17 protein-coding genes are annotated in these 20,959 nt (G+C 41.2%); 4 read left to right on the top strand and 13 right to left on the bottom strand.

Annotated features, from left to right (window positions below; genetic code table 11):
- Nucleotides 1-29 precede the first annotated feature (29 nt).
- Nucleotides 30-434 carry a Fur family transcriptional regulator gene (locus VIHSUH07_RS04770; RefSeq protein ID WP_105084082.1) on the top strand — a complete coding sequence of 135 codons (405 nt, stop codon included), beginning with the start codon at nt 30-32 and terminating at the stop codon, nt 432-434.
- Nucleotides 435-494: 60 nt separating this feature from the next.
- Here VIHSUH07_RS04770 and VIHSUH07_RS04765 read toward each other — a convergent pair whose 3' ends face one another.
- The 5 genes from VIHSUH07_RS04765 to VIHSUH07_RS04745 form a co-directional block, all read right to left on the bottom strand.
- Nucleotides 495-791, bottom strand: a complete 297-nt coding sequence (locus tag VIHSUH07_RS04765) for a YciI family protein (protein ID WP_105084081.1) — start codon at nt 789-791, stop codon at nt 495-497.
- 171 nt (nt 792-962) lie between these two features.
- Nucleotides 963-2,303 (bottom strand): anaerobic C4-dicarboxylate transporter, encoded by a 1,341-nt coding sequence (locus VIHSUH07_RS04760; protein ID WP_105084080.1) that lies wholly within the window; start codon nt 2,301-2,303, stop codon nt 963-965.
- A 121-nt stretch (nt 2,304-2,424) separates the two neighbouring features.
- Nucleotides 2,425-3,813 carry an adenosylmethionine--8-amino-7-oxononanoate transaminase gene (gene bioA / locus VIHSUH07_RS04755; protein WP_105084079.1) on the bottom strand — a complete coding sequence of 463 codons (1,389 nt, stop codon included), beginning with the start codon at nt 3,811-3,813 and terminating at the stop codon, nt 2,425-2,427.
- A gap of 75 nt (nt 3,814-3,888) precedes the next feature.
- The gene (gene bioD / locus VIHSUH07_RS04750; protein ID WP_105084078.1) at nt 3,889-4,641 is read right to left on the bottom strand and encodes a dethiobiotin synthase; all 753 of its coding nucleotides are present in this window, start codon (nt 4,639-4,641) and stop codon (nt 3,889-3,891) included.
- 506 nt (nt 4,642-5,147) lie between these two features.
- The gene (locus tag VIHSUH07_RS04745) at nt 5,148-5,693 is read right to left on the bottom strand and encodes a beta-class carbonic anhydrase (RefSeq protein ID WP_105084077.1); all 546 of its coding nucleotides are present in this window, start codon (nt 5,691-5,693) and stop codon (nt 5,148-5,150) included.
- A gap of 274 nt (nt 5,694-5,967) precedes the next feature.
- Between VIHSUH07_RS04745 and VIHSUH07_RS04740 the strand changes: the two genes are divergently transcribed.
- Nucleotides 5,968-7,011, top strand: a complete 1,044-nt coding sequence (locus tag VIHSUH07_RS04740) for a YeiH family protein (RefSeq protein ID WP_105084076.1) — start codon at nt 5,968-5,970, stop codon at nt 7,009-7,011.
- Between the two features lie 134 nt (nt 7,012-7,145).
- Nucleotides 7,146-7,757, top strand: a complete 612-nt coding sequence (locus tag VIHSUH07_RS04735; RefSeq protein ID WP_005376659.1) for a LysE/ArgO family amino acid transporter — start codon at nt 7,146-7,148, stop codon at nt 7,755-7,757.
- A gap of 86 nt (nt 7,758-7,843) precedes the next feature.
- Here VIHSUH07_RS04735 and VIHSUH07_RS04730 read toward each other — a convergent pair whose 3' ends face one another.
- The 8 genes from VIHSUH07_RS04730 to VIHSUH07_RS04695 all read right to left on the bottom strand — a co-directional run bounded on the left by VIHSUH07_RS04730 (nt 7,844) and on the right by VIHSUH07_RS04695 (nt 18,135).
- Entirely contained in the window at nt 7,844-8,731 is an 888-nt protein-coding gene (locus tag VIHSUH07_RS04730; protein WP_105084075.1) for a LysR family transcriptional regulator, read from the bottom strand.
- 57 nt (nt 8,732-8,788) lie between these two features.
- Nucleotides 8,789-9,982, bottom strand: coding sequence for an MFS transporter (locus VIHSUH07_RS04725; RefSeq protein WP_105084074.1), 1,194 nt, complete (start codon nt 9,980-9,982; stop codon nt 8,789-8,791).
- 204 nt (nt 9,983-10,186) lie between these two features.
- Complete coding sequence (locus VIHSUH07_RS04720) at nt 10,187-10,798, bottom strand: hypothetical protein (protein WP_005376652.1); 612 nt, start codon at nt 10,796-10,798, stop codon at nt 10,187-10,189.
- 294 nt (nt 10,799-11,092) lie between these two features.
- On the bottom strand, nt 11,093-11,764 hold the full coding sequence (gene narI, locus VIHSUH07_RS04715; protein ID WP_105084073.1) for a respiratory nitrate reductase subunit gamma: 672 nt from the start codon (nt 11,762-11,764) through the stop codon (nt 11,093-11,095).
- Nucleotides 11,761-12,285 (bottom strand): nitrate reductase molybdenum cofactor assembly chaperone, encoded by a 525-nt coding sequence (gene narJ / locus VIHSUH07_RS04710; RefSeq protein WP_005381454.1) that lies wholly within the window; start codon nt 12,283-12,285, stop codon nt 11,761-11,763. The genes narI and narJ overlap by 4 nt, the downstream gene beginning before the upstream one ends.
- Nucleotides 12,285-13,712 carry a nitrate reductase subunit beta gene (gene narH, locus VIHSUH07_RS04705; RefSeq protein ID WP_105084072.1) on the bottom strand — a complete coding sequence of 476 codons (1,428 nt, stop codon included), beginning with the start codon at nt 13,710-13,712 and terminating at the stop codon, nt 12,285-12,287. The genes narJ and narH overlap by 1 nt, the downstream gene beginning before the upstream one ends.
- Complete coding sequence (locus VIHSUH07_RS04700; RefSeq protein ID WP_105084071.1) at nt 13,702-17,376, bottom strand: nitrate reductase subunit alpha; 3,675 nt, start codon at nt 17,374-17,376, stop codon at nt 13,702-13,704. Before VIHSUH07_RS04700 ends, narH begins: the two co-directional genes overlap by 11 nt.
- Before the next feature lie 72 nt (nt 17,377-17,448).
- Nucleotides 17,449-18,135 carry a Crp/Fnr family transcriptional regulator gene (locus VIHSUH07_RS04695; protein WP_009661772.1) on the bottom strand — a complete coding sequence of 229 codons (687 nt, stop codon included), beginning with the start codon at nt 18,133-18,135 and terminating at the stop codon, nt 17,449-17,451.
- Between the two features lie 318 nt (nt 18,136-18,453).
- Here VIHSUH07_RS04695 and VIHSUH07_RS04690 point away from each other — a divergent pair, with 318 nt between their 5' ends.
- Nucleotides 18,454-19,791: an MFS transporter gene (locus tag VIHSUH07_RS04690; RefSeq protein ID WP_105084070.1), complete on the top strand. Its 1,338-nt coding sequence runs from the start codon at nt 18,454-18,456 to the stop codon at nt 19,789-19,791.
- Nucleotides 19,792-20,959: the final 1,168 nt, after the last annotated feature.

Here is a 20,959-nt window from a genome sequence, read left to right as displayed (position 1 = left end):
ATAGTTAACCCATAATAGAAAGCGATATTATGAATACAACACATTGGCCAGAAGGCATAAAAAAGACCAAACAGCGCGAAGCTATTTGGTCCGTATTAAACTCAACGGATAAACCGATTACCGCCATCGAAATTGCTGAACGATTAGGCGATGGCAGCACCACCTGGATGTCTACCATTTACCGCACCCTTGAGTTATTAGAAACAAAAGATATCGTTACACGTACCACCATCATGGGTAGCGACATGGCGTACTACGAAATTACACCCCATACGCACCGTCACTATGCGGTATGTACAAAATGTGGAACTATGATACCTCTACATACCTGCCCTGTCGTAGAAATGCCGCAGGAACTAACAGATGCAGGCTTTACAGTAACAGAACACCATCTTGAGATTGCAGGAATCTGTAAAGACTGTAAGAATAAATAAAACGTCAAAAGGGCCCCTAGTCTAACAAACTAGGGGCCCTTTCATATGGAATATCCAATATTAATCTATATAGTTTTTAATCGCTTCATTGAACAATGCTACCTTATATTCTCTAATTTCATAGGTTGCCAGTTGATCCGCATAGTATGCGTCAAATTGAACAGCCTCTTCTAATTCCTCTTTTGTTCCTTGAGCGATAATAAGGCTTTCACCAGAATCATCTGGACGGGTGCCAAACATTAAAAATTTACCTGCATCAAAATAAGTTTTATACCAGATATGATGTTTCTCTCTCAATGCCTCGGATACTTCCGGCGGAATGCGATTCATATCTAGCTTGATAGAAATCGTATACATAATAGGCTCCTATATACTCTTGCTTAACCACACTATATGTATCCCTCTCTTACCTATAGTATAGCATTTTTCCTATAATGTTTCTATTTTATAGAATATAACAGGGCGTGATCGTACATGACCACGCCCTATTTATTATGTAAAGTATAGGATTTTATAGACTTTCACCAATTACAACATCAATGGAGCAATAACGAAGCCAAGTGCTACGGAAATAGCAATGGCCAGTACGCCTGGGATGAAGAATGGGTGGTTAAATACGAGATGACCGATTCGAGTCGAACCTGTATCATCCATTTGCACGGCCCCCAAAAGTGTTGGATATGTAGGCAATACAAAGAGTGCAGATACGGCTGCAAAGGATGCGATAATGATATATACAGAGCCCGTATTTTCCGGTGTAATACCTAAGGCGAGGATTACGGCCGGCACAAGTGCTTGTGTAGTCGCAGCTTGACTATACAAAAGTGTACTAGCAAAGAAGAAGGCAACGGCTAACAAGAATGGATATGCTGTTACCATGCTAGATGCCATGGCTTTGATTTCAGGAATATGCCCTTTTACAAAGGTATCTCCTAACCACGCTACGCCAAGTACGCAGACACAGGCGGATAAACCAGATTTGAATGTACTTGTGTTAACAAGTTGTGCTGTATCTAGTTTACAGAAGAATGTAATAGCCGCCGCAATAATCATCATAAAGCCAACGATAGCATCATTTCGGCCAAAGATAACCGGTTTAATAATACCAATATTCTTAGAAATTGCTGTTGCATAGAATACGATACAAATGATACCGATTAAGAAAATCAAAACAGATTTTTTCGCACCTGGTTTTAGATGGAAATCCACATTCTTTTCACGAGGTGGTGCCACATGGCCTGCTGCCAAACGTTCTTGGTAAACAGGATCAGAGGACAAATCATTGTTCGCAAAGGTCGACATGATAAATGCAGTAATCATAACCGCAATAAAGGTTGTAGAAATACAGATGCCAAGCAAGGTCGGATAGCTAACGCCAAACGGTTCAAGGAATCCGCTCATAGCGACAACCGCTGCGGATACAGGACTTGCAGTAATACCGATTTGGCTCGCTACAACCGCAATTGATAGAGGAACGGAAGGCTTGATATTCTCGCTCTTTGCAACCTCTACAATAACAGGAATCATAGAGAATGCCGTATGACCCGTACCAGCTAAGATTGTTAAAAAATACGTAACGGTAGGAGCTAAATAGTTGATGTGTTTAGGATTTTTACGCAAAATATTTTCCGCAATGCGTACCAAATAATCTAAACCGCCGGCCAATTGCAATGCACAAATCGCTGCAATGGCTGACATGATGATGAGGATAACATCCCAAGGAATTTGTCCTGGGAACATCCCCATGCCGAGGCTCAGCAATACGACGCCGAGGCCGCCAGCATAGCCGATGCCCATACCGCCGAGACGCACGCCCAAGAAGATGGCACCGAACAAGATAATGACTTGCATAATTACATAAATGTCCATACGATGACCTCCTTTGAATATATATACTATACATATATAGTATCATAGATATGCAGAATAATCATCGTATTTTGAGAATGTATAGAATATATTTTAAATTATGCAAGGAAAATGCTTTTAATTATAGAATGATTGGTTTCAAATCTTCCAATACGCCCTCTTCTTCAGTAGCCCGTTTAATGCTGTCACCTACGATGCGAACCATGTCTTCCAATTGTTCCACCGTGGACGCCAATGGTGGCATAAGGATAACCACATCGCCGATAGGACGGCAAATAAGGCCTTGTTCACGAGCGAGAACTGCAACCTTCGCGCCTACCGCATCATTTGGGCGATACGCTTCGTGAGTAGCAACGTCCTTTTCAAGTTCAATGCCCACGATAAGGCCGCGTTGACGCACTTCTTTAACATGTTTTAACTGTTCGATTGGTTTGAGTGCTTTTGTGAAAGCCTCAATTTTCGCAGGTAATCCTTCGATGACCTTTTCATCGCGGAATACTTTCAACGAAGCCAATGCAACAGCACATGCCAAGGCATTACCTGTATAGGAATGGCCATGATAGAATGTTTTCTTTTCTTCAAATGTGCCGAGGAAGGCATCAAATACACGTTTGGTAGTCAATGTAGCAGCCAATGGCAAATAGCCGCCCGTAATCCCTTTAGATAAGGTCATGAAATCTGGGGATACGCCTTCATGTTCACATGCAAAGAATTTGCCTGTACGGCCAAAGCCTGTTGCCACTTCATCAACGATGAGGAATACATCATGTTTGGCAGTTAACTCACGAACGCGTTTTAAATAGCCGTGAGGCATAACAAGCATACCGGCCGCAGCTTGCACTAATGGTTCCATAACGAGAGCTGTAATTTCGTCTCCTTCTTCATTGAGGATACGTTCCAATTCTGCTAAGGAATCTTCAAATGCTTTATCTCGATCTGCTACATCACGGTATACACCAGGGCTTGGCAAGGTTAAAGGTTTGAACAACAAATTATGGAACACTTGATGGAACAACTGAATCCCACCTACGGATACAGTACCTAATGTATCACCATGATAGCCTGCATTGAGTGCGATAAACTTCGTTTTCTTCGTTTGACCTACTAATTGACGGTATTGGTATGCCATCTTAATAGCGACTTCAATAGCCGTACTACCATCATCGGATAAGAATACCTTTTCCAAACCTTCTGGTGCCAATTCAACTAATTCTTTACACAACTGCGCTGATGGAGGGCTCACCAATCCGAGCAATGTGCTATGCGCAATCTTATCAACTTGGTCCTTCAACGCTTGATTAAGCACAGGATGATTATGTCCATGAATATTAACCCACAAGGATGATACACCATCATAATACTTTTTACCCTTGTCATCGATCAAATACACGCCTTCACCGCGTTCGATAACTACAGGTTCTTGTGCTAACCAGTCTTGCATTTGTGTAAATGGATGCCATACAAATTCGTGGTCCCATTGTGCAACTTGTGAAAGTTGTTTCTCTGCCATCATAACACCTCATACTTAAGATTTTATATCTATACTATCTACTTAATTCCAGATTCCTTGTATATAGAGCTTTCACTAAATGCCCCATACAGTTTGCCAAATCTTAGCCGAATCTAAGAACGAACGCCCCCAACCAAGTTTGATATGCGCTTGATCAGGTCCTTGATATGGAGGAAGCACGCCGAGCACAGGAATGCCTGTATACCGTTCCATATCCTCAATATTCGTCTTCAACAAGAATGGATCAACCACAGTCGTATCATTAACAATAATGCCTTTCACATCAATATGATGCTGCTTTGCATACTCATACGTTAGCACAACGCGATTAATAGAACCTAGACGTCCATCAGCAACCAATATCGCTGGGTACGCAATATCTGCCATAAGATTTGTAAACGTAATATCCTTAGTAAGAGGCGTTGTAATGCCACCAGCCCCTTCTACAAATGTTATATCATGTTGATTTACCACCGTTTTCACATGATTTACGATTTCCGGATAGTCGATATCTACACCGGCCAACTCCGCAGCTAAACGAGGCGAATAATCCCCTGCCAGAGCAATAGGATTCACCTCACGACGACGCGACTCAGGAATACCTACAGACTGCATCAAATAGGTAGCATCTTTACTTTCAAGGCCCATGCAGATTTCATCTTCATCCATCGTTCCACATTGAGAAAACGGAACCGCACTAGATGATACAGGCTTAACCATACCTACATCAAAGCCATCATCCACCGCTAACGCCCCAAGCAAACCTGTGACAAACGTCTTACCTACATCCGTATCTGTACCAATAATAGAAACACCTAACCGTCTCATACGAGCACCTCTTTACCATACCGAATTAGTATTAACAACTATGCATATATAATTAGTTGACAATTTAATTACAGTATAAAACTTACAACCAGAACAGTCAACTATATGTAACTTATGCAGGTTAACAATATTTCTTTACGCAGGCCGTAGTCGGACCAGGCCGGTGTTTCTCTCATTAAATACAGAGGAATTCCGGAGTATTGCGGTTATACGTAAACTCGATGGGACCTAATTATATCTACCGTTATAGCAAGAGCCACTCATACCTTCGCCGCGACCTTCCATGCTTAAATACAGAGAGATTCCTCTATATTGAGGTTATAAATACAACCCGATGAGACTTATTTACAGCAAATGCAAATAGAAACAGAGATAACCTTCCCACAGCGACTTTGGCCCTGCGAAGGCCGCAGGCCGGAGTCAGACCCGGCCGGTGGAGCGAGGAAAGGTTATCTCTGTTTCTATACTAAAATTTGCAATTGTAACAAGCTCATCGGATTATCAAATTAAACCTCAATATAACGGAATTCCCCTGTATCAGGATCCATCATCCCCCCGTAGAATCCCATGCCTCTCGGGAATAATGGATGTTGACGCAAGAATTTAACTGTATAGCGTACATTTTCTTCAGAAATGTGGAACCGGTCCATCCAATCGATAAGACCTGGTTCAATCATGCGAATGGCATCTTCATTAATGCCTTTGGCTTTCATAGATTCCATAAATTGTTCTGCGGAAAAGTCAATCATACCACAGTTTTCGTGACCGATGACGATGACATCTTCGATGCCCATGCCGTATGTAGATACAAGTAAGCTTTGAACGATGTTATCAATCGGTTGCGTTACGCTGTTGCCGGCCGTCTTAATGGTGATAACCTCGCCGCGATCAAATCCTAAAGATTCTTCGAGCATCCCCACTAAACGCGTATCCATACATGTTACAATGGCTAATTTCTTTGTAGGATGACTAGTTAAACCCTTTTGAGCAAGCTCAGGATGTTTAGCTACATATTCTTTGTTTTTTTCAATGATACCATTAATATCAATCATAATGCACCTCGCATATTCTATGAGACATGTTGATGTTCTCTACGTATTTTACTAGAAATCATATTTCATTAAGTATAATTATCCCGTATAAGATTATATAAAACTTTCACCATAAGATACAATACTATAAGCTATGTATACAAGATACTTAATGAGGAATCCCCCTAGATTAATTCCCCCGATTATGTTACTATTAAGTCCTAGTTTATTTATACATCCTGCGCGATACCACAGCGATGTATGTACCAAGTAGGTACAGTTAGGAGGTTTTATGATGGGTATCAATGCAAAAACACTGCCAGGCATATTGCTCTGTGCAATTCTAGCCATTCCATGTTGGCTATTAGGACAATATTTTCATTTTATCGGCAGTCCAATCTTCGCTATTATCCTCGGTATTATTATTGGTTCTTTATTCACATCTTGGAAACGAGAAAAAACGGGCGCCGGCATTGGATTTACGTCTAAAAAAATCCTACAATGGGCCGTTATCCTTCTCGGCTTTGGTCTTAACATCACCCAAGTATTGCATGTAGGTTGGGTTTCCTTACCAATTATCATCTCAACCATTGCCACATCGCTTATCATTTCTTACATCATATTCAAAGCCACGCATATCGATTCTAACACAGCCGTTTTAATTGGCGTTGGTTCTTCCATCTGTGGTGGTAGTGCCATTGCTGCGGCGGCGCCTGTTGTGAAAGCTAGCGATCAAGATATTGCACAAGCTATTTCCGTTGTATTCTTCTTCAATGTAGTCGCTGCATTCGTATTCCCACCTCTTGGCGATGCTATCGGGTTGTCTAACATGGGCTTTGGCCTCTTTGCGGGCACAGCCGTTAACGATACATCATCCGTAACAGCTACTGCTGCTGTTTGGGATAGCATGAAGGGCACAGGCACGCAAGTTCTTGAATATGCAACCATCGTTAAATTGACACGTACATTGGCAATCATCCCTATCTGTTTAGGTCTTGCTAGTTATCAAGTGTACAAAGCCAAACAAGCGGCTAAGGCAAGCGATAACGCTGAATCTGTTAATATTGCAGCTATCTTCCCTAAGTTCGTTCTTTACTTTGTCATTTGTTCTCTTATTACAACTGTATTGTCCTATGCAAATGTAGATATTCACTTCTTAGACATATTCAAAACTATTTCTAAATACTTTATCACCATGGCCATGGTTGCTATTGGGCTTAATACAAATCTTGTTAAGCTTATCAAATCTGGTGGTAGTGCCCTTGCATTAGGCGCTGCATGCTGGATTTGCATCACCCTCGTCAGCCTAGGGATGCAACATGTTATCGGTTTATGGTAAAATAGAATAAAGCTTCGTTTAATACAGAATAGATTTCTATGTAGTACTTTATAACACTACACAGGGGTCTATTCTTTTATTATACGTACCAAATTTACCTAAACGTATCATCCATCAAGAAAGGAGGATTATCTATGTATTTCCTGCAAGGTTTATTAGTAGGTCTCGCCACGTTTGCACCGATTGGGATGCAAAATCTATTTATCATTAATACGGCCCTCGTCCAACCATTGCCACGCATCCTGTTAACTATCACTATCATTGGCCTATTCGATATGACCTTGAGTACGGCGGCCTTTTACGGCATTGGGGCGCTCCTCGAGGCATGGCCAGTCTTCAACCTGATCATTCTCATTGCAGGCGGATTGCTCGTAGCCTACCTAGGATACAAAACATTTAAAACTACACCTTCACTCAAAAAGGTTGATACGAACATCCCCATCAAAAATATCCTGTTAATGGCACTTCTCGTTACATGGGGCAATCCGCAAGCAGTCATCGATGCATCCATGATGCTCGGCGCCTTTCGCGCTAATATTCCTGCTGAAAGCATATATCACTTCTTCTTTGGATTCCTCGCGATGACACCGATTTGGTTTGGATTCCTTGCTGGAACCATGTATGTACTAGCTAAGAAAATTAAGATATCCCATCTCGTATGGATCAATCGCGTATGCGGTACCGTATTAATCATATATGGCATAAAGCTCGTCTATGATGGCATTCTAATGATGCTGTCCATATAAACACAAAACAGGTATCACCTGAAATCACTACACCATAAAGCTGTGTGGTTTTAGGCGATACCTGTTTTATTCATATATGTTGTTATTTAAAATTCATCGAGAACCTGTAGAAAAATATCTTTAAATGCCTCTGCATAGGTATTAGGATTTTGTGAACTCACATAGAAATAGTAATCCTTTTCTATAGGTTTACCATTATTTAATATACATTTTCGCTCAATACCTGGAATGGTGTCCACTAGATACTTGAATCGGTCTACCAATAATATACCTTGTCCAGCACCAACGAGAAAACGGGCTTCTTCAAGATTTTTAACTTGTAGGAACGATCCCATAAATCCCATCGATTTTCGATAGTTTTCCTCTTCATCTAACCGTTGGTCATCATGACATACAAGAATTAACGGCAAATCTAATAATTCTTTCAGCTCTACAGACCCCTCTGGGGTATACCCCTTGGGCACCTCTGCTATAACGGTGGCCTTACTAATAAGATATGCTACATAATCATTATCCGACTTAATTTGCCAATAATCATTAAAAATGATATCCACCAAATTATCATCGAGCATTTGATTCAATTCAGAATGGCTGCCACTATACATACGCACATCGAGGTCACGATACCGTTTTGTAGTGCGCATTAATGCCTGCTGCAATGCAATGCCACTATAGCGATTTAAATAACCAATACGCAAATACTTACGCTCATTTTTACCGACACGCACCGTCTCATCTTGTAAATTTTTGACGCGCGTCATCAGCTGTTTACCATTTCGATATAAATATTCACCAGCCGGTGTTAGATGAAAGCTACGCTTTTCACGTATCATCAATGGAACGCCAAGGCTAGCCTCCAAGGATTTAATTTGTTGTGAAATAGCCGACTGAGACACATAGTGCTCATAGGCTGCCTGTGTAAAGCTGTTATGCTCTACAACAGAAATAAAATACTCCAATTGTTTTAATAACATGATGAACTCTCTCAATACACATAATCTCAAACAATAAACCTGTCACTATCCAGACATCTAGATACTCTCACGCAACAGGCTACGCCACACAAATATAGCGGCTATAAAAAAGATACTAGCAGTACTCCAAAATACCATGCCGTAACCAAACCAATTAGCAATCATACCACTAATCATAGGGCCCAACACATTGCCCATCATGGCTACACTAGATACAGCGCCAAAGACAATACTTCGCCGCTCTTTGGGAACAGCCTTTGAAATCAAAGTATTCGCTATAGGCGTAATAAAGCCCATAAAGAATCCTGCAATGGTTCTAAATATACCTAAGCCCCACACATTTGGCATAAGATATTGGAGGATAAAAAATCCGCCTACACCACAGGTGGCCGTCAATAATATATTCGGCATAGACATCCATTTAGTAATGCGACCGATTGAAATCGATGCTAGTGCACTAAACAGACCGGCCCCAAAGATAATAACACCTACAATGGTAGCCACAAAATCATCATTTACTTGCATATAGTGTTTAATGTAGAGTGGCAATATAGGGCCTATACCGGTAATACCAAAATTACATAAAAATTGCATAACCACGAGTAATCGTACACGTGGGATAGCAAGAAATGATTTAATTAATGACCATTGGGACTCATTACTATCTACCTTATGCGTATGCTGTAGATTAGGCATGAGTAGGTACACAGCTAACAAGCACAAGCCTGATAAAATAGAAAACATAAAGAACGGAGCCCGATAGCCTAATAAATCGGCAGCAAGACCACCCATAAGAGGGCCAAAAACAAGCCCCATCACCATCGACGCTTGGTACAATCCCATCGCCCATGGTACGCGTTCCTCTGGTGTGATTAATACAATGATACCAAGTCCAATGGGTACAAAACCACCCACTAAGCCTTGTAAGGTACGCAACACTAACAGCTGACTCGGCGTTTGTGCAAAACCGGCAGCCCCTACAGCTAGCATCAGAGTGGCAAGGATGAACATCATCACCCGCCGAGGCCCTAGTTCATTGGCTTTCCTGGACCAAAAGGGAGCACTCAAGGCTACCATACAAGGTGTTACACCAGATACAAGACCAGCCCACATAGCAGCCTCACCTTGATTGGTCAGCCCTAGGTCTACCAAATATAAAGGTATAAATGATAATACGCCGATAATAGTAATGCCCGCACCGACTTGTATAGCGCAAATCAAATAGATGATGCGCTTCCATGAAATATCCATACAACCTTCAAGCAATTAAACAATATACATTATTTAGAATATATTTACCTAAATATATTAAGATAACTTACCTATATATTGTATCGTAAACAAGAAAAAAAGACCATCTCTTATGCACTAATAAGTAAAGATAGGTACGAAAAAAGCTCTCATCTCTTAGTAATAGACGAGAGCTTCTATTTATAAAAAATATATACTACATTCTTAGTATTGTTTTTGTTTAATCATCCAGTAGATGTAGTAGATTACCAATGCATATGTTAATACATCAAATACAGGTAAGAATGGTACCATTTTGGACAAACGACCAAAACCATGAACATGAATGTTTGCTGCAATGATGGCAATAAGATTTAAACGATGAATCCAAATCGCTTTCTTACGAGATACGGATTTTGCCATATTTCCAATCCAAGGTGTTAAGTATAGTACACCAAAAATAAGAGCAATAAACATGGCTCCAAGGGAGATATAACCACCCCAAAAACCTAAGAAAGATTTTAGGGCCTTTAAGAAGTATACATACCAGTGAGCACAGACTAAGACAACACTGACAATACCTACTATACGATGCACTTCAAACATTTCTTTAGGATTATATCGTTTGATAAACCATTTTGGCTTCGTTGCAATGTAGGTTAATACGAGCCATGCAGCATAGGGAATTAAACCTAAATGAACCTTCCAGTTACCAAATGATCTGCCACTAGTCACATAACCATATTCTACCATTCCCATTAAAATAAGTGCTAACACAGCGATCCAAATAAGAATATGATACTTACTCTTAAATTGTTTCTTCACTACTTCTGCCATTATCGAGACTCCTCACAGTTAAATATATATGATGTTAAATAATTCCACATAAGATAATACCAATTTTCATTCTCACAGTAAAGTGAAAATGTATACCAATCTCACATAAAAGCATGAATATTACTCATATAGCAGGAATATGCCCAGATTACAATATAGACTTTAAATACTATCCAAGAGCAGATAAATACTAAAAGCCCTCACAGCCGTAAAAGCGACAGCTTTCACAACCATGAGGGCTATTAGAGAAACTAGTATACCGTATGCAACCGATATAAAGTTTCAACTATTCAATTATACACGATCACGTTTGCGATATACGATGAACGGACGTGCTAAGTAGTTGAGTGGAACACTCAAGCAGTGTACCAAACGGCTGAATGGGAAGATAATAGCTACCACCATCCACGCTAACATGTGGAATTTAAACATGAATGGTACGCCATCCATCAAGGATGGATCAGGCATAAAGGATAGTAAGCTACGGAACCAAGGGCCGATAGATACGCGGTAATCAAAGAAACCAGATGCATTAAGCAATGTACCAGCCATACCGCTGAAAATAGCTAATGTTAAGAACAAATATAACCATTTATCAAGGCCAGATGTGTTAACTTTCATAGCAGGCACAGTAAAGCGGCGTTTCATCAAGAGCAAGAAGCCTACGATGAAGATAATACCAGCTACAGCACCCATGTATAACGCACCTTGATGGTACATATGGTCATTAATACCGATTGCAGCAGTCCAAGTTTTAGGGATTAACACACCTACTACGTGACCACCGATAACGCAAAGCAAGCCAAAGTGGAACAATGGATTGGCAATGCGCAATTGTTTTTTCTCTAAAAATTCACTCGATTTTGTAGTCCAGTTTCTTTCAAAGTAGAAGAAACGAACCAAAGTACCTACGATTAAGAAGGTGAAAGCGATGTAAGGCAAAGCGCCCCAAAGGAATAGATTCATCGTGCACCGTCCTCCAATCCATTTGCAACAGACAAGATAATATCAAACAAGAATGCATAAGGCAATTTAGCCTCAATGAAGCGTTCTCTAATGTATTCCAATTTTGGTTTACAATAGTCGTAAATTTCTTTTGCTTTTTCATCATCGATAACGGCACATAATTCAAGAAGTGCTGGAATATAGTCTGGCATTTCTTTTGGCAAATCATAGTCGTTTTCTAGGAAGAACGCTTTAAATTTAACGAGTTCTTCTGCTTGTTCCCCAGTACCTTGCAATTCATAAGTCGATAAATACATCGTTGTATTTTGACTAAAATCAAAGGTACGAACATATTGGTCTTCGAATTCTTTTTTATCGGATTCCTCTACATAGTCGAAGAATTCTAATAAACCTTGGCGAAGTTGAGGATGCCCAACGGATTGGGCGTCCTCTCTCCATTCAGGTAGTTCGTTATACCATTGTTCATCAGGATAGCGTAGAAGAAATGATGCAATAAGAGCGATTTTCTGAGCATCCTTCATTATTGACATCCCCCTGTTGGGCAAGCAAAGCCGCGATTTTGTTGCATTTCAAGGCGACCTTCACGAGATACTTTCACATCAGATGGGATAACAAAGCGATCATTGTATTTGGACAATGCCAACAATTTGTACATACCGTACATTTGATCCTCTGTTAACTCCACATTGTGATCGATAGGACCGTCACCTGTTTCACGACGGCGCATGTATTCACGCATGTCGAGAACACGTTGCAATGTACGAGCTAAAATTTCTGTATTACCGGCTGTAAACAAGTTAGCAAGGTATTGCACAGGTACGCGCATTTCATGCGCATCTGGCAAGTATACATCAGATGTTACACGTTGCAAGATTGGGCTGAGTGGTGGTACATACCAAACCATTGGCAATGTACGGTACTCAGGATGCAATGGCAATGCCACGCCCCATTCTTTAACAAGTTTGTATACAGGAGATTTTTGAGCTGCTTTAATCCATGCTTCGGAGATGCCTTCTGCACGAGCCGCTTTGATAACCTCTGGATCATGAGGATCCAAAATCAAATCTAATGTATTTTCGTAAATATCTTGTTCATTTTTTGTGGCTGCCATAGCTTCTACTTTGTCCATGTCGTAGAATACAACGCCTACGTAGCGCATACGACCTACGCATGTTTCAGCACAGATTTGAGGCAAGCCATTTTCTAAACGTGGGTAACAGAATACGCATTTTTCAGCTTTATTAGTTTCCCAGTTATAGAAGATTTTTTTGTATGGACAAGATGGAACGCAATGTCTCCAACCGCGGCATACATCTTGAGATACGAGAACCACACCATCTTCGTCGCGTTTATAAATCGCGCCAGATGGACATGCAGCTACGCATGCAGGGTTCAAACAGTGGTTACAAAGACGTGGCAAGTAACGCATGAATACTTCTTCGTAGTCAAATACGATATCTTCGCCCATCTTAGCCAAGTTCACATCGGAACGAGCGTGTTGACCACCAGCCAAATCGTCATCCCAGTTAGGGCCCCAAGTAACTTCCATTTTTTGTTTAGTCACAAGGGAGCGAGGACGAGCAACTGGTTGGTTGTTTTTACGACCACCATGAATCAATGTTTCATAGTCGTAAGTCCAAGGTTCGAAATAATCCTTCAACTCTGGTTGTTCAGGATGGAAGAATAATTTCATCAAACGGTTTGTTTTAGAACCTGTAGAAAGAGCTAATTTGCCAGAGTTATCTAATGTCCAGCCACCTTTCCATTTTTCTTGGTCTTCCCAATGACGTGGGTAACCTACGCCTGGGCGAGTTTCCACGTTATTGAAGTACATATATTCCGCGCCTTCGCGGTTCGTCCATGTATTTTTACAAGTGATAGAGCATGTATGACAACCCAAACACTTATCCAAATTTAGGACCATAGATACTTGAGCCTTAATCTTCAAGCCAATCTACCTCCTTCATTTTACGAGCCACAATTGTCATATCACGTTGGTTACCAGTTGGGCCATAGTAGTTAAAGCCATAGCTCAATTGGCCATAACCGCCGATCATGTGTGTCGGTTTCATGTGAATATGAGTTGGTGCATTATGCGTACCACCGCGTTGTTTCTTAACCTTCGCACCAGGAACGTTGATGTGACGGTCTTGGGAATGGTGCATATAGGAAATACCGCGAGGAATACGTGGGGAAACTACAGCACGAGCTGCAACGATACCGTTTTTATTGAAAGCTTCTACCCAATCATTATCTTTAACGTCAATTTCTGCTGCATCATCTTCGTTGAGCCAAATAGTTTGACCACCGCGGAACAATGTCAACATTTGTTGGCTATCGAAATACATACTATGTGTAGACCACTTGTGATGTGGTGTTAAGTATTTCAATGTGATTTCAGGAACACCTTCTTGTTTGTAGTCACCTTGTACTGGTTTATAGGACAATACAGGTTTGTACAACGCCATAGCTTCACCGTAATCGCGCATCATTTCATGGTCACAATAGAAGGATTGACGACCTGTTACGGTACGGAATGGTACCTTATCTTCTGTAGATGTAGTAAATGGAGAATAACGACGGTTTTTATCGTTCTTACCGGTACTTGTTACAGAGCTAATGATGAAGCGTGGTTGACGAACCATGTCATCGAAGGTAATTTTTTCTTGTTCACGACCCTTTGCGTTCTTTTCAAGACCAGAAAGGCCTGTTTTTTCTTCCATTGCTTTCCAAGAGCGAACAGCCAATTTACCATTTGTACAAGAAGATAATGTCAATACAGCATTACAAGCTTCTTTACATTCGTAAATGCTTGGACGGCCATGAGAAATGAATTCAGGATTATCGATTGTACCATTTTGTGCGTACAATGTTTGATATTCATCAGATACATCCCAAGCCATGCCATGAGCACCCATTTTGTTTTCAATATTAGGTCCCAATGCAATGTATTTTTCAAAGATTTTACTATAATCGCGTTTTACATGAACGAGGTTCGGCATTGTTTTACCAGGAATTGGTTCACATTCGCCTTTGCTCCAGTCGAGAACCTTACCTTCTGGTTGAGCCACTTCACCTGGGCTATCATGACCAAGAGGTAATGCTACGATATCTTCGTATTCTGTGAAGCCAGACTCTTTCGCTACGCGAGATACTGTTTCTGCAAGGGTACGGAATGTATCCCAGTCAGATTTAGTTTCCCATGCGCAATCAACAGCTGCTTGGAATACGTGTACATATGGATGCATGTCTGTAGAAGACAAGTCTTCTTTTTCATACCATGTAGCCGCTGGGAACACGATATCAGAATACAAACCTGTAGAAGCCATACGGAAGTCGATGTCGATTAAGAGGTCAAGCTTACCAGCTTCATCTGCTTCGCGCCATTTGATCTCTTCTGGTTTTACTGGTGCGTCATCATCTTCGAGAACACCATGTTTTGTACCAAGTAAATGTTTCAAGAAATATTCATGGCCTTTAGAGGAAGAACCGATAAGGTTCGCACGCCATACAAACAAGTTGCGTGGGTGGTTTTCTTTAGCCGCTGGATCTTCTACGCAGAATTGTAATTCTTTATTTTTCAACGCTTGCGCTACATATTGGTTAATCTCTGCTTCTGTACCAGCACCAGCTGCACGAGCGTCGTTAATCAATTCTTGACTGCCTTTATTGAAAGTAGGGTACGATGGCAACCAGCCTAAACGTGCAGCCAATACATTGTAGTCACCAGGGTGACGGTAACGAGGCTTAGCTAATTTAGATACGCGGTCTGCCAAATCGATGCAATCAGAACGATATTGTTCTGTAGCAAAGTAGAACCAAGATGTACCATTTTGCAAACGAGGCGCTTTACTCCAGTCGTTAGCTGTCATAATACCGCCCCAACCTTCAACAGGACGAAGTTTTTCTTGACCTACGTAGTGAGCCCAGCCACCACCGTTAACACCTTCTGTACCACAGAACATGATGAGGTTCAAGATTGTACGGTAAATGATATCCGCATGGTACCAGTGGTTGATACCACCACCCATGATAATCATGGAACGACCTTTAGTTTTTTCTGCATTATCTGCAAATTCACGAGCTGTGGCAATAGCAATATCCGCTTTTACGCCAGTGATTTTTTCTTGCCATGTAGGTGTGTAAGGAGTGTCATCAGTATAAGATGTTGCCACTTCACCACCGATACCACGATCGATACCATAGTTAGCAAGAATAAGGTCATATACAGTAGTTACTTTTACAGGACCGTCTACAGTTTGTACTGTAATAGTTGGAATAGCACGTTCAATAACACCTTCGTGCTCTTCATCGCCAAAGTATGGCAACTTAACAACAGTCACATCTTCACGTTGATCAAACACGGATAAGCGAGGGTCGATTTTAGCCCCTGTATTACGGTTTTCAAGGCATAAGTTCCATTTTTGTGGATTTGTGTGACGGTCGCCCATTGTACCATTTGGAACAACGATTTCATTTGTTGTTTCATCAATTAATACAGTTTGGAAATCAGCACCGTCTTCTTTGCTACCTAAATCCTTAGCGTTTAAGAAACGACCTGGTTGTACTGCACCGTTGATGTCTTCAACGCGTACAAGGAATGGCATATCGGTAAACTCTTTAGCATACTCTTTGAAGTATGGAGTTTCCTTATCGATGTAATATTCTTTTAAGATAACATGACCCATTGCCATAGCAAGAGCCGCATCAGTGCCGGCTTTCACATTAAGCCAAGCATCAGAAGAAGTTGTAGATTCCGCATAGTCAGGAGATACGGATACAACCTTAGTACCTTTGTAACGGACCTCTGTCAAGAAGTGAGCATCAGGCGTACGAGTCAACGGTACGTTGGAACCCCAAGTCATGATGTAACCAGCATTGTACCAGTCACCAGATTCAGGTGTATCCGTTTGTTCACCCCAAACTTGAGGGCTAGAAGGTGGCAAATCGGCATACCAGTCATAGAAGGACAATGGTGAACCACCCATTAAATTAAGGAAACGAGCACCTGCTGCATAGGACAACATGGACATCGCTGGAATTACAGAGAAGCCTGCGTTGCGGTCAGGGCCGTATGTTTTTGCTGTATATAGTAAAGATGCTGCAGTGATTTCTGTCGCTTCGTCCCAAGTGGAGCGCACAAAGCCACCCATACCACGGGCAGATTTATATTTTTTCGCTTTTTCAGGGTCTTCTACGATAGATTTCCATGCTTCGATAGGATTTTTAGCTGTTTTCTTAGCTTCTCTCCAAAGCTCAGCCAATTCGCCGCGTACATATGGATATTTTACGCGCAATGGGCTGTATAAATACCAAGAGAATGTCGCACCACGAGGGCACCCACGTGGTTCATAGTCCGGCATATCATCAGGTGTTTCCGGATAATCTGTAGCTTGGTTTTCCCAGGCTACGACGCCATTTTTAACGTAAATGTTCCAGCTACAAGAACCAGTACAGTTTACGCCATGTGTTGTGCGGACTACTTTATCGTAGGACCAACGGTCACGATAAAAATTTTCCCATTCGCGACCGCCTTCTTCTGTGATTTGGTGGCCGCTTGGAGATACGTCCTTCTTGCGAAGAAACTTGAATTTCTGAGACAATAAACTCATCTCGTGTCCTCCTTAAAACTACAAAAAAGCCCTTGCGTTAGCAATGCCAACAACAAGGGCGAATATCCACAATTATTCGATATTACTGATATTAGGGTCGATCGTGTCGCTATCTAAATCGAGTAATCCGATTAATGCATCTAAGTCACAGATTACCAGATGGTGTTTATCATAGGCTACATAGCCTAATTTTCGTAACTCACTGAGCATGCGGTTTAAACTTTCCCGAGATGTGGCAGCAAATTCAGCTAACTCTTGATTTGTTAACGCGATGTCGATATAGATACCGTCATCACGTTGAATACCATAGCTATTAGCTAAACGCAATAGTGTTGAATAGAATGCACCTTTTTTGCCATACAACAACAAATCTCTGTATTTGGCTTGTTGTCGCCGCATATGAAGTGTATAGATTTTCATCATTGCAATGGCCAGTGAATGGTCCTTTGCAATGGCTGGTTCTAAAACATCATAACGGATGGAATATACCGAGCATTTTTCACGTGCAATCGCATTGAACACGTAAGTCCGGGTGTTCGTCTCGTACAAAGGAATTTCACCAAGCACATTATTTGGCCCCACCAACCGATGAGCAAAAATATGACCACTTGCCTCAAATTTCTTAATACTAAGTCGCCCTTCGCGGACAATAAAAAAATGATCTGCTATATCACCTTCGTGAAACAAAAACTCGCCTTTTTCAAGGTGAATTGTTTCTCCTGGCAATGCAAGTAACTGGTTAATTAACTCCTGTTCCATACTATCACCGTGCATCTTTCAGTGTCATTTGTCCATATTGATTGTGAAAGTAGCTTTCACAATCAGCCATGCACAAAAGGCACATATACTATATACTTTACGTATATTATCCCTATTATAACCGATTAATTCTCATATAAGTGTGTTTTTCGTCACATTCACATTATATTCTGTCCTATATAATAATGGTGTGATTTTAGGCACACTCTCTATTATTATAGTACCACATTTTACAAGGCTTTTAAACGAGATGTGCCACATATTCGTGTGAAAAGATCTACCCTTTATCACATGTGTTTTAGTTAAAGGAGAGCTCTCATGTCAGAACTGAAAATGCCTCAAGTAGGTGCAAGTCGCAAAGAGATTGTTGCGAACTGGCAACCAGAAAATCCCGAATTTTGGGAAAAGTTTGGTAAAAAAATCGCCAAACAAAACTTGGTAATATCCACTATTGCCTTAACCTTAGCCTTTTGCGTATGGTATCTATGGGCTACCATCGCAGCACAATTAAATGGCGCAGGTTTCCACTTTACAACTGAACAATTATTTACACTCGCAGCCTTACCAGGCCTTGTAGGTGCTACATTGCGTTTCGTCTACACATATATGCCTGCACTTATGGGCGGTAAGAACTGGACCTTTATATCCACACTCATTTTATTAGTTCCTGTTGTATGGCTCGGCTTTGCAGTACAAGATACAACAACTTCTTATACGACATTTATGATTTTAACAGCCCTCATCGGTTTAGCGGGTGCCAACTTCTCGTCCTCCATGGCGTACATTGGCAACTTCTTCCCTAAATCAGAAAAAGGTACAGCCCTTGGCATCAATGGTGGTGTTGGTAACCTTGGTATTTCCGTAATCTATTTCTTAGCTCCATTTGCTATGGGTTCCGCTGCAATTGGTAATGTCTTTGGCGTAACACCAGCTATTATCAAAGGCAACGCAGTATACCTTGCCAATGCGGCTTTCATGTGGATTGTGCCACTCGTAATTATCCTTGCACTTATGACGCGTTTCATGGATAACTTACCATCGGAAAAACCAAATCCTAAAAACCTTGTACAAATCTTCGGCAACAAACACACTTGGGCTCTTACATTACTTTACACATGTTCCTTCGGTGCTTTCTCCGGTTACGCAGCAGCACTTGGTCTCTTGGTAGGTAAAGAGTTCCCTGAAATTCCATTCGCATCCATCGCATTCGTTGGTCCACTTGTTGCAGGTGCCCTTCGTCCTGTAGGCGGTTGGTTATCCGACAAAATCAACAGCGGTACAAAAGTTACCTTTGTTAGCCTCATCGGCTTATGTGCTACCACTGCATTGATCGCAGTTGGTGTAGATATGCACAACTTCCCATTCTTCTTTGCTATGTCCGTATTGACATTCGTATGCTGCGGCTTTGCAACAGGTGCTACATTCCGTATGATTCCTCACGTATTTGGCAATCCGTTGTTATCCTCTCTAATCACAGGTTTCGTAGCTGCTGTAGCTGCATACGGTGCATTCATTACACCTAAAATCTTCGGTTTCGTATACTCCACATTCGGCAACATTCACCCTGCATTCGCAGTACTACTAGCATTCAACATCGTAACAGTTGCAGTTTGCTTCTGGTTCTATGTGAGAAAAGGGGCAAACATGAACGTATAAATTCATGTTCTACCTTATAGCTGTATAGAAAATATAATTTACATCATTAAAGAAAATATAATTCACCCTTAATTTGGGTAATGAAATACCCCCTCAGTCGTCCTCCACCGCCTTAACGGCCTGCGGCTAGGCCTTGGCCTAGCAAAGTCGGACTCTCTGAGGGGGTTATTTCATTAGAAATTAGATGTGAATTAGATTATCTACATGGTGAATTATATTTTCTATTACAGCAATTACGGTTGTCCATGAATTTATGCGTTCTAAATAAACAGAACGGTCTGCGGCCTAGGGCCTTGACCTAGTAAAGTCGGATAATTGTGGGTGTTCTTTTATTGAAATTTAGATCTGTATTAGAGCATCACATAGTAAATTATATTTTCTACCACAGCAATTACGGTTGTCCATGAATTTATGCGTTCTAAATAGACACAACGGTCTACGGCCTAGGGCCTTGACCTAGTAAAGTCGGATAATTGTGGGTGTTCTTTTATTGGAATTTAGATCTGTATTAGAGCATCACATAGTAAATTATATTTTCTGCCACAGCAATTACGGTTGTCCATGAATTTATACGTTCTAAATAGACACAACGGTCTGCGGCCTAGGGCCTTGACCTAGTAAAGGCGGATAATTGTGGGTGTTCTTTTATTGGAATTTAGATCTGTATTAGAGCATCACATAGTAAATTATATTTTCTGCCACAGCAATTACGGTTGTCCATGAATTTATACGTTCTAAATAGACACAACGGTCTGCGGCCTAGGGCCTTGACCTAGTAAAGGCGGATAATTGTGGGTGTTCTTTTATTGGAATTTAGATCTGTATTAGAGCATCACATAGTAAATTATATTTTCTGCCACAGCAATTACGGTCGCCCATGAATTTATGCGTTCGAAACAAACACAACGGCCTGCGGCTAGGCCTTGGCCTAGCAAAGTCGGACTCTCTGAGGGGGTTATTTCATTAGAAATTAGATGTGAATTAGATTATCTACATGGTGAATTATATTTTCTGCCACAGCAATTACGGTTGTCCATGAATTTATGCGTTCGAAACAAACACAACGGTCTGCGGCCTAGGGCCTTGACCTCGTCTATATACCTCTTCTAAAAATTAGAACAGGCCTGTTCTAATTTCTAGGAGAGCGTGTATTGATGCACCAAGGAAG

This window comes from Veillonella sp. T34266-5 (assembly GCF_002959815.1).
Classification (GTDB): domain Bacteria; phylum Bacillota; class Negativicutes; order Veillonellales; family Veillonellaceae; genus Veillonella; species Veillonella atypica.
This window is presented reverse-complemented; position numbering and strand designations above follow the sequence as displayed.

Coding starts and splice junctions, on each gene's coding strand:
- VIHSUH07_RS04730 (WP_105084075.1), bottom strand. CDS start 8,731: ATGTTATTAAAACAATTGGAGTATTTTATTTCTGTTGTAGAGCATAAC.
- VIHSUH07_RS04760 (WP_105084080.1), bottom strand. CDS start 2,303: ATGGACATTTATGTAATTATGCAAGTCATTATCTTGTTCGGTGCCATC.
- VIHSUH07_RS04690 (WP_105084070.1), top strand. CDS start 18,454: ATGTCAGAACTGAAAATGCCTCAAGTAGGTGCAAGTCGCAAAGAGATT.
- VIHSUH07_RS04735 (WP_005376659.1), top strand. CDS start 7,146: ATGTATTTCCTGCAAGGTTTATTAGTAGGTCTCGCCACGTTTGCACCG.
- bioA (WP_105084079.1), bottom strand. CDS start 3,813: ATGGCAGAGAAACAACTTTCACAAGTTGCACAATGGGACCACGAATTT.
- VIHSUH07_RS04725 (WP_105084074.1), bottom strand. CDS start 9,982: ATGGATATTTCATGGAAGCGCATCATCTATTTGATTTGCGCTATACAA.
- VIHSUH07_RS04770 (WP_105084082.1), top strand. CDS start 30: ATGAATACAACACATTGGCCAGAAGGCATAAAAAAGACCAAACAGCGC.
- VIHSUH07_RS04700 (WP_105084071.1), bottom strand. CDS start 17,376: ATGAGTTTATTGTCTCAGAAATTCAAGTTTCTTCGCAAGAAGGACGTA.
- narJ (WP_005381454.1), bottom strand. CDS start 12,285: ATGAAGGATGCTCAGAAAATCGCTCTTATTGCATCATTTCTTCTACGC.
- VIHSUH07_RS04720 (WP_005376652.1), bottom strand. CDS start 10,798: ATGGCAGAAGTAGTGAAGAAACAATTTAAGAGTAAGTATCATATTCTT.
- VIHSUH07_RS04740 (WP_105084076.1), top strand. CDS start 5,968: ATGGGTATCAATGCAAAAACACTGCCAGGCATATTGCTCTGTGCAATT.
- VIHSUH07_RS04765 (WP_105084081.1), bottom strand. CDS start 791: ATGTATACGATTTCTATCAAGCTAGATATGAATCGCATTCCGCCGGAA.
- VIHSUH07_RS04745 (WP_105084077.1), bottom strand. CDS start 5,693: ATGATTGATATTAATGGTATCATTGAAAAAAACAAAGAATATGTAGCT.
- VIHSUH07_RS04695 (WP_009661772.1), bottom strand. CDS start 18,135: ATGGAACAGGAGTTAATTAACCAGTTACTTGCATTGCCAGGAGAAACA.
- narI (WP_105084073.1), bottom strand. CDS start 11,764: ATGAATCTATTCCTTTGGGGCGCTTTGCCTTACATCGCTTTCACCTTC.
- bioD (WP_105084078.1), bottom strand. CDS start 4,641: ATGAGACGGTTAGGTGTTTCTATTATTGGTACAGATACGGATGTAGGT.